Source organism: uncultured Cytophaga sp. (genome assembly GCF_937863595.1).
GTDB lineage: Bacteria > Bacteroidota > Bacteroidia > Cytophagales > Cytophagaceae > Cytophaga.
In genome coordinates, this window is record NZ_CALMGQ010000114.1 from 1 (window position 1) to 9,779 (window position 9,779).

The following is a 9,779-nucleotide window of genomic DNA, read 5'->3' on the forward strand; positions in this document are numbered from 1 at the left end:
AACATAAATTAACTCTATTGTTTTTAATTGCTCATCTTGATTATTGTCAATAACTGAATTTGAAATTTCATATGTTAGAGGAATATTGTTGACAGATAATGCAAAATTTCGTTTAATATATTGATTTAATGACACCAATGTTTTTGCATCAACAGTGGTGCCTTCAAATGGAACGTGTTTTTTAGTGAATTGAGATAAGCATGAAGCCAAATCGTCAGCAAATAATTTTATGTGTATTTTTGCAGTCGTATTCGTTATAGTTACTTCACTTGTCGATATTTTTATTTCATGCAGTCTAAAGCTTGAAACTATTACCAGTAATACTGTTAAACATGCAAAAACAAATAATCTCTTGTTTGATTTTAAAGAAATATTCATATTTTAAAGGAATAGAATAATTTTGATTTATCAATCAATATACAAGAATATTTAATATTGATTTTTATTTTTTAACAATTTTAGTTGTATACATTCCTTTTTCGGTTCGAATGATTACAGTATAAAGTCCTGAAGCTAATTCTTCACCTAAGGTTATTTCTTCTGTATTTAATTCGCTTCTTGTTTCTATCAATGCACCATTTGCACTAATAATGGTATATGATTGAATAATGCCCACGTTGTGAATCGAAATTTTTGTTGTGATATCAAATGGTTGAGGTATAACGGTAATATTCGCGTGTGTGCCATTTATAGTTGCTGTTGTTACACAAGCTGTAAAGCCCGTTGTGCCGCCAGTGCAGATATTGCAATTGTCTAATGTTGCAGAACCATTTGCTATGCCTGCACAATCGAAACAAGAGGTTTCTATTTTGCCACATCCACAATTGCCCGGTGTTGTTTTGTTAGGATCTGTTGGACAAGCATCACCTGCAATTTCAATATAGCCTGTTGGTTTCCAGCATAGGGTTTGTTTTGTTTTTGGATCTCCAAAACCATCTCCATCCGTATCTGCATACCATATTGTAGGTTCTGTTGTTGTTATAATTATAGGGTCAGAAGTGGTTTTACAACCGCTTGCATTTGTTACTTCTACAACATAGTTGCCTGAAGAAATAGCATTAAGTGTTTTGTTCTCACCAACAAGTGATCCACTATTATACCACTTGTAAAATTCCCCATTACTAGCGCTTAGGATTACTGAATTCCCCTCGCAGAAACTTGTATTTGGAGCTGTTATTATAGGCTTATCAGCTGTGTTTAAACTTATCTGCGTTGCCGCAGATAGTGCTTTACAACCATTGTTATTTGTTACTTCCACTGTATATGCACCTGCATCGGTAACGGTTAATGTGGATGCTGTTCCTACGGGTGTTGATCCTTTGTACCAGTTATAAGAATTTCCAGCACTCGCATTTAAGATAATGGATTTTCCTGAACAGATAGTGTTGGAAGACGCCGTTATGGTTGGAACTGTAACGGCGTTTAGACTTATCTGTGTTGCTGCAGATAATGCTTTACAACCATTATTATTTGTTACTTCCACAGTATATGCACCTGCATCGATAACGGTTAATGTGGATGCTGTTCCTACGGGTGTTGATCCTTTGTACCAGTTATAGGAATTTCCAGCACTCGCATTTAATATAATGGATTTTCCTGAACAGATAGAATTGGAAGGCGCAGTTATTAATGCATCAGGCAATGCATTAACAAGTAGCGTAAAGTTGCTAGTTGCTTTACATCCACTTGGGTCTGTATATGTTGCTGTATATGTTCCTGCATTTGCGGCTGAAACATTATTAAGAATGGGGTTTCGTAGTGTTGAGGTAAAGTTGTTAGGGCCTATCCACGTCCAACCCACTGTATTCGTTGGCCAAGGTCCAAGAGAAACGGTACTGCTAGTACATACACTCGCGGATGTGACAGCATTCCAAGTACCATTGTCTATTTTAATATTTTGAATGATTTCAGTAGGTGTTGCAATGCTTGTTTTTACAGGAGCAGAACTTACTTTACATCCCGTGCTGTTTGTTATATCTACTGCATATATCCCCGTTTGATTTGCTGTATAAGTAGCAGTAGCTGCAATCTGATTTGCATTGTTTTTCCAACTATATGAAGAAGATGGTGTAGCGGTCATCGTTACATTGCTACCTGGGCAGAATGTCGTTTTACCACTTAACGAGATGATGCTTTTTGTTACTTTTAAAGTGCCTGTACTACCAATGTAAGTTGGGTAGTTTGCATTTAAGAACGAACCTGAAGCAATGTTGTATGAACCAAATACAGCAACTTCTGTATTTAAATCGGTATCTAAATCTACACTACCAGTACTGTCAATTTCAAGCGAATAGATAGAAGTAGCTGAAGCAGTTTCAATATCAAGTCTTGCGTTTGCTTTTACTTGTACTCCGCAGGCCCCCATGCCTGTCATGGAACGTATTTTTAATTTCCCTTCTTCAACAACCCATTTGCCTTTAAATGCTGATGCATCGCTATTAATCATCAATACACCTACACTTGTTTTTGAAAGGTTTGCGGCACCGGTAATTTTACCATTTATTGCAAATACTGTTTGGGCTATTGAACCCGCCATAATTGTAGATGGTTTTTCGACTACGATATTTGCTTGTAAATCGAATTGCGGATTACTGGTATATACTTTTAGTGTTCCGCCTTGAAGATGTAGATTGTCAATACTAGAATTAGAAACAAGCCTAAGTATTCCATTTGCTTCCACATATACAGGAGCCATGTGGTTTAGATTATCAATTTGCACTTCACCACTACGAATTATGATAGTATCAATAGCAGAAGGTACTACTTTGTTAGACCAGTTATTGGCATTTGTCCAAGAATAGTTTCCACTGTTATCGTATGTATAAATGTATTTTTTTGGTATCAAAGCTGCAGTAAGTATGACAGCTTTTGAAGTAGCTGAACAATTCGTAGTACCCGTGGTTGTAACTGTTAATGTATAAGAACCGGGATTGGTTGCAGAATAAGAGGATTCTGTTGCGGCCGAAATAGGCGTATTGTTTTTATTCCATTGGTAGATATATCCGTTAGCTGTAACTGCATTCAGAGTTATTTTTCCTGCAAAAGGAATAACTGTAGTATTAGGAGGCGTAATTGTAGATGTTGGTTTTGTTACTTTCAATTCAAAGGTACTAGTTGCTTTACACCCTTTTGCATCTGTATAGGTTGCAATGTAATTCCCTGCATTCGTAACAAGTATATTTGTAAGTATTGGGTCTCGAAGGGTAGAGGTGAAGTTGTTGGGCCCAGTCCAAGACCATCCTGCAACAACATTGGGCTGAGGTCCTAAATTGACACTACTTGTTTCGCATGCTGTAATAGATGCAATCTCAGTCCATGCACCTGTATTGACTTTTACATATTGAGTAATAATTGGTAATGGATTTAGTGTAATTGTTTTAGCACTAGAGGTAGCTTTGCATCCAGCAGCGTTCGTAACTTGAACAGTATAGCTTCCTGCAGCTTTTGCTGAATAAGTGGAAGCTGTTCCAACTTCATTTGTGCCATTAAACCATTTATAAGAAGAACCTGCATTTGCCGTAAGCAAAACACTTCCACTTCCGCATATCGTGTTCGTTGGACTACTAATGGATGCAGAACATGTAGTTGTGTTTCCTGGATTAATAATTTTTATATTTGGCTTGGCAGGGGTTGCCATGTCAGATCCTAAATAATAACCTAAGTGCGGCGGCTGGTTATAACATGAGTTTTGCCATGCAATTGCTACTCGATATTGTGGATCGTGTAATAATGTTCTGAATTTATACGTACTCGGAATTGTTGTTGTATAAATCAATAAATTTTTATTGTCGGCAGAATGTAAGATTACTTCTTCGCGCCAATCACCCAAAATATCACCTGATAAGTTCGGTGTTGCTTTGGTAGTGTTGCATGATACTCCATTTCCCCAAGCAGCATCTGATAATGTTACGATTCTTTGTGATTTCGAATTTAGGTAATCCCATTTGTCAATATTGCTACCGTCTAATAATTCACGTTGTAAATCACCATCCCAGTATACAGCAAAATTTACAGAAGGTCTACTAGATGCAATTTTTACACCTTTACAATTAAATGTAGCATACGTAGTCATTTGAGCCCACATTTCATAGCCTTTATAACGAGGGTCAATATCTGCAGCCATTGATCGTCCAATGTCTCCTTGATTACCTTTATAGGGTGCAAAAATTGTCTTTCCTGTTTTAGCATCTTTTAATTCTATGCAGTTATCGCCATAATTTTTGGGCTCTTCGTTGTTTTGCCAAATCTCTAAACCTGGTCTGTCTGGATCCATATCACTCATATGTAGGGCATCACCATGTCCATGACCATTAGCATACAGTCCAGAGCCATTGTCATCTATTATACTTGCGCCATTACATAATTCTTGTTTGCCATCGCCATCAACATCGCCAACAGTCATTTGGTGATTTCCTTGTCCTTTGTATGCAGTGCTGCCAGAGTTGTTACTATCGAAGATCCATCGTTGAACTAATTTTCCACCTTTAAAATCCCAAGCAGAACGCACTAAACGTGTATAATAACCACGACCAAAAACCATAGAAGGATGTACTCCATCTAAATACACTACCGCCGCAATAAAACGATCCACTCTGTTTCCATAGCTATCGCCCCAACTGGATACAGTTCCTCTTGCTGGAGTGTAATTTACAGTTGACATCGCTGCGCCTGTTTGTCCATTAAATATCGTTAGATATTCGGGGCCAGATAAAATATAACCGCTGCTATTTCTATGATCCGAACTCCCGTTACCAATTACAACACCTTTGCCATCTTTAGTTCCGTCACCTGTTTTACAAGCCATTTCTACCTTCCCATCACCATCAAAATCGTATACAAGAAACTGTGTATAATGCGCACCCGCGCGTATGTTTTTGCCTAAATCAATTCTCCATAAAAAACTACCTTTCATTGTGTAGCAATCGATGTAAACATTTCCTGTATATCCTTTTTGAGAATTGTCTTTTGAGTTTGATGGATCCCATTTAAGAAAAATTTCTTGAATCCCATCTCCATCAATATCACCTACACTACAATCATTTGCGTTGTACGTATATGATACACCATCTGGTGTTTTACCACCTGCTGGAATGTTAAGCGGAATTTTTAAATATTGTTGGGCCCAAGGTTTAGCTGCTTCTGATTCTCCTTGTTCAACCCCATTAACAATTGCTCTTACTGTATATGAAGAAGAGCTATTGCCAGCATTGTCTGTATAATTACACACAGCCAAAGGAGATGCGTTAATTTTAGTTCCATTTCTATATAGGTTAAAAGTAATATTGTCTTCTGTACCTAACCAGCGCCAACTAATGAAAACATTTGAACCTCCTGTGCTCACTGCTACTATTCCACGGTTTAAATATTCCATGTTGTATTGAGCAAATGCTAATTGAAAAGTAAGCATTGAAAATAAAAGTATAAATACGATTCTTTTCAAATGAGAGAGAATATTAAATCCTTTCATAAATTCTTGAAATTAGTTATCTAGAATAGTTAAGTCTAGGAATAAGACCCCTTCCAAAATGAATAGTAACGGATTTTTATTATTTATTTTGAACAAAAAATAATAATTGAAAAAAAGTATTAAAAATATAAAAAACGAATAAATCGTTGTCTTTTATGAAAAATAGGAGTAGTGTAAAATGTTCTGAATTACCTCATTAAGCTTAAGCCAAAAGAGCTTGAACCATTTATTATTATGACATAATAACCTGCATCTGCTAGACTACCATTATTTGTTGTTCCATCCCATGAAGCCGGAACCTGTAATGTTTTAATTAATTTCTTGGCTGTATTGTAAATTTCAACGGTACCTGTGTTAGGGATGAAATAATTATCCATGATGCCGTCTCCATTTGGTGAAAAGACAAATTCGCAGTCTGCTCCTTTATCTAGCGAGAATATTTTTTTTGTAGTACAATTTCTTGAGTCAGTTACCTCTAATACATAGGTGCCCGGAATAATTTTAGAGAATTTTGTAGAAGTAGTTCCTGTTATATTCGTTACAGGACTTGTAGATTGAAGCATGAAGTACACCGGTAGAACTGCGCCATCAACAATTGTTCCTTCTAAATCAATTAGAGATCCTTCACGGCAATCTGAAGATAATATCTCAAAATTTATTTTATTTATTTCAATGCAAGGTCGTGTAATTAATTTGGATGCGTTACTTCTTATAGTCAGATTGGGTAAAGCTGCATTTGTGATTTGAACTGCGTAGGATCCCGAATCACCTAAAAATATAGGGTCTAGGGTGTATGTTCCAACAGAATTTATTAAAATTGGGGTTCCATTTTTGAACCACGTGTATGTATTCGTAGTAATTAATGCATCTATTGACGTATTGTACGTGTGAATATTTTTTTCACGTACATCAACAAATAAAGGAATTGATATGTCTTGTTGAATCGTATAGTTAAATGTTGTTACATTAGTTAGAGTAGTTAAGGGAAGTAAATCCTCGAACGTAAGATAGTTTCCAGTTACATCTATTGTTGTAAGATTTGGTTTATTACTTAAAATCGGTAAAGAACTTAATTTACTATTTGAAGCTATTAGTGTTACAAGTTTTGTATTTAAATCTAAATCAGAAAGGTTTGAATAATTTGTTCTGTCGCAATTAAATATTTCCAAATTAATAAGTTTTGATAAACTTGGAACGATTGAAATTGTCGTATGGTCTATTTCTAATCTTTGTAGACTTAACAGCATGCTTAAATCCGGCATCAATATTATTGGGTTGTAACCAACAGATAAGGTTTTTAAATTCACTAATTTAGAAAGGTCTGGAATTTCTGATATTTCATTTCCAGCAAAATTTAAAAATTGCAATGTTGTTATGTTTTCTAATCCAGAAATAGAAGTTATTTTATTGTCAGCAATAAAAAGGTCAATTAATTGATATAAGGCAGATAAATTTGGGATAGTTGTTATTTTATTTCCATTTATATAAGCTCTTCTTAAATTTTTCATCAAACCTAATTGACTTAAATTTGTAAGCTTATTGTTTCGTATTTTTAAAATACCTGTGCTTGTAAAGAATTGTAAACCATCTGCATTTGAAATATTGGAATTGTCTAATATTAAATCTACAGACATTGCTTGTGCTGCAGAAATTATCAGTTCTCCCTGATTATTCATTAATGTAGGGTAGTCATTGATTAATTTATTTCGGAGATTGATATCCTGAATGACATACGTTTGTGCATTCGTAGCAAAGGCTCCTGCAAACATTAAATAAACAAATAATATATATATATGTTTTTTCATTATCTGGTTATGTTAACTTCTCCTGTTACTTTTGTTCCATCGGAATACTCTATCATATAAATATAAAGGCCTGCCTCAACAAGTGCACCATATCCATCCGTGCCACTCCATTCTATAAATTCGTTCGAAGCGTTCTGTATTCGATAAACGATTTTTCCAACTCTGTTAAAGATAGCAATATTTCCTTTTTTATCTGTATTAAAGGGAATGTTGCATGTTTCTCCGATCGTGGGATTTATATTAAATTTAGCACCTTGTTGAATTGTTGGTGTACAATTTTTCTCTAAAATAGTAGCGCTATTTGTAGTGAGGCAACCATTCTTATCTGATATTTTTATTTCATAATTGCCTGCAGCTAAATTAGAAATGTTTTTTTCTTTGATTTTCTTATTATTTAATAAATACGAATAGGGGGCAACACCACCAGATATTTTTTCTATGGTAATAGAACCTGTTTGGGTGTCGTTACAAGTTGTTTCTGTAGCAAGCGAAAATGTTATTTTTGTTGTTGAGCAATCTATTTTTTTAGCTTCTTCTACAACGGGTACTAAAACTTCGGGTGTCTGGTTACTATTTGTAGTATGTACTATTTTAGGTAGTATTTCTTTTTGAGTTACATGCACACTATCCAATATAACAGTATTATTTAATTTAGCCGGTTCAATTTCAGAATATTGAATTGCACTTGGGGCCTTTGTTTCTGTTTTATTGTAAGTATGAAAGTTGTTTTCTATTTTTCTTTCAGTTTCAATTATGGTTGTTGCTGTATGTGTTGAATATTTCTCTGCTTGTTTTACCTGCGTGCTTATATCTTTTTTTACAGGAGTGCTTAAATATAAAATACTTGATAAAGATACTATGCCTAAACCTATCCATTGCCAATGCATACGAATGAACGAAGGCTTTGTCATGTTTGCTAAATCTTTTTCTATTTGGCTACGAACATCTTTTAGTTCAGCTTCAAGTATAAAATTATTCAACATACGATGTTCTGCAACCTCTTTAGCAAATGTAGGGTCATCTGAAAGTTTACGTTCAAATGAAATCAATTCCTCGCCCTTGAGTTTGTTGTCGAGGTATTGGTCAATCAGATAATATGTTTCAAGATCTGGTCTCAAGGCTTTAGTATATTTAATAGATCTGTATTTTCTTTAATAATTTTATGGAAAGCTTGTTTACATCTGTAGTGCATTGTTTTAGCTGCATTCTCACTTGAAAGTGACATCTTTTCCTGAAGTTCTTTCATGCTAATTTTTTCATACGTAACGAAACCAAGCAATTTTCTACAAGCTGCATCTAGTTTACTGTAAGCAATATCTAATGCGTTTCGTTTTTCTTTAGTAATCATGTTGTCAAGCTGACTGCTTGAATCTGCAGATAAAACGTGTGATTCGATGTCTACATGAACTAGATTGCGTTTTCGCTTTGCTGTGTTGATCCATAAGTTTTTACTAATGGTGAAAATATATGCATCAACAGATGATGTCAGTTCAAATTTATTCTCAATAACAGATTTAAAGAAAATGATAACCGCATCTTGAAATATATCATTTGCTTCGTCATTAGAACCACTATTACTTAGAATGTATTTCTTTACTTTTTTAAGTGTGTGGCTATACAAATAAGACAATGCTTTGTCGTTTTGCCTGTTTTTAATGCACTCAATTATTGTCCTGTTTATATCCTCCACTAATCTTATGACAATCTCCCTTTCAAAAAGTAACAACCTTTTTGGTTATTTTAAGTAATAAATGTAAATAATATTTTATTATTAATAGAATTCATGTTGATTTGCTCAATGAATTGTAGCCTTAAATGGTATTTTCCTTTGTTATTATGTATACTACCTTTTGTTTCAAATGGACAAAATGGTAGTCTTATGCCTGATGTATACGGACAATTCTTTCAAAATTATTATTTAATAAACCCAGCAAATTCGGATACATCTAGCCTTGTTTTACATTTGGGGCATAAGTCTCAGTTGGGTGTTTTTCGTGGTGTAAGACAGACGTATTTTGATGCAAATTTTCGTATTAAATCTAAAAAATCGAATAGTAGGCATTGTTTAGGAATACAACTTTTTAATAATAGCGAAGGTGACTTTTTTAGTAAGAATAGAGCATATGGAAGGTATTCCTTTGATATTAAACTGTCAGATTCTTATTTTTTATCTGCAGGATTGTCTGTTGGAATGGTTAGTTATGCTTTTAAAGCTACACAATCCAGTGCAGGAGGTTCTGATTTGACATATGACGGAAATATAGGATTGTGGCTGGTTGGTACGCATTTTAAAATAGGTACTTCCATGCAGCAAGTATTTCAAGGTAAACTTAGTCCAATCGGACAAACGTTTGAATTGACGAGACAGTATAATTTAAATGCAAGTTATGCTTTTTTTATTAATCCAAATATTCAATTGACTACGCATGCTTGGTATAAACATCAACAAAAAACCACAAACGATTTGCAGGTTGCCGCAATCATTACCATGCAAAAATTAGTAGAAT

At 34.5% G+C, this 9,779-nt stretch carries 6 protein-coding genes; 1 reads left to right on the top strand and 5 read right to left on the bottom strand.

The window, feature by feature from the left end:
* From Q0543_RS10115 to Q0543_RS10135, 5 genes are all read right to left on the bottom strand, one after another.
* On the bottom strand, positions 1–378 hold a 378-nt coding region (locus Q0543_RS10115), incomplete at its 3' end, for a DUF6702 family protein (RefSeq protein ID WP_299252188.1).
* Positions 379–442: 64 nt separating this feature from the next.
* Positions 443–5,407: a T9SS type A sorting domain-containing protein gene (locus tag Q0543_RS10120; RefSeq protein WP_299252190.1), complete on the bottom strand. Its 4,965-nt coding sequence runs from the start codon at positions 5,405–5,407 to the stop codon at positions 443–445.
* A 248-nt stretch (positions 5,408–5,655) separates the two neighbouring features.
* A complete protein-coding gene (locus Q0543_RS10125; RefSeq protein WP_299252192.1) occupies positions 5,656–7,272 on the bottom strand; it encodes a leucine-rich repeat domain-containing protein in 1,617 nt (538 codons plus the stop codon).
* A complete protein-coding gene (locus tag Q0543_RS10130) occupies positions 7,272–8,390 on the bottom strand; it encodes a gliding motility-associated C-terminal domain-containing protein (protein ID WP_299252194.1) in 1,119 nt (372 codons plus the stop codon). The genes Q0543_RS10125 and Q0543_RS10130 overlap by 1 nt, the downstream gene beginning before the upstream one ends.
* Positions 8,387–8,962, bottom strand: a complete 576-nt coding sequence (locus Q0543_RS10135; RefSeq protein WP_299252196.1) for a sigma-70 family RNA polymerase sigma factor — start codon at positions 8,960–8,962, stop codon at positions 8,387–8,389. The genes Q0543_RS10130 and Q0543_RS10135 overlap by 4 nt, the downstream gene beginning before the upstream one ends.
* A gap of 108 nt (positions 8,963–9,070) precedes the next feature.
* On the opposite strand from Q0543_RS10135, the gene Q0543_RS10140 reads away from it, so the two are divergent.
* Positions 9,071–9,779, top strand: a 709-nt coding sequence (locus Q0543_RS10140; protein ID WP_299252200.1) for a type IX secretion system membrane protein PorP/SprF, incomplete at its 3' end; no start/stop codon positions are given.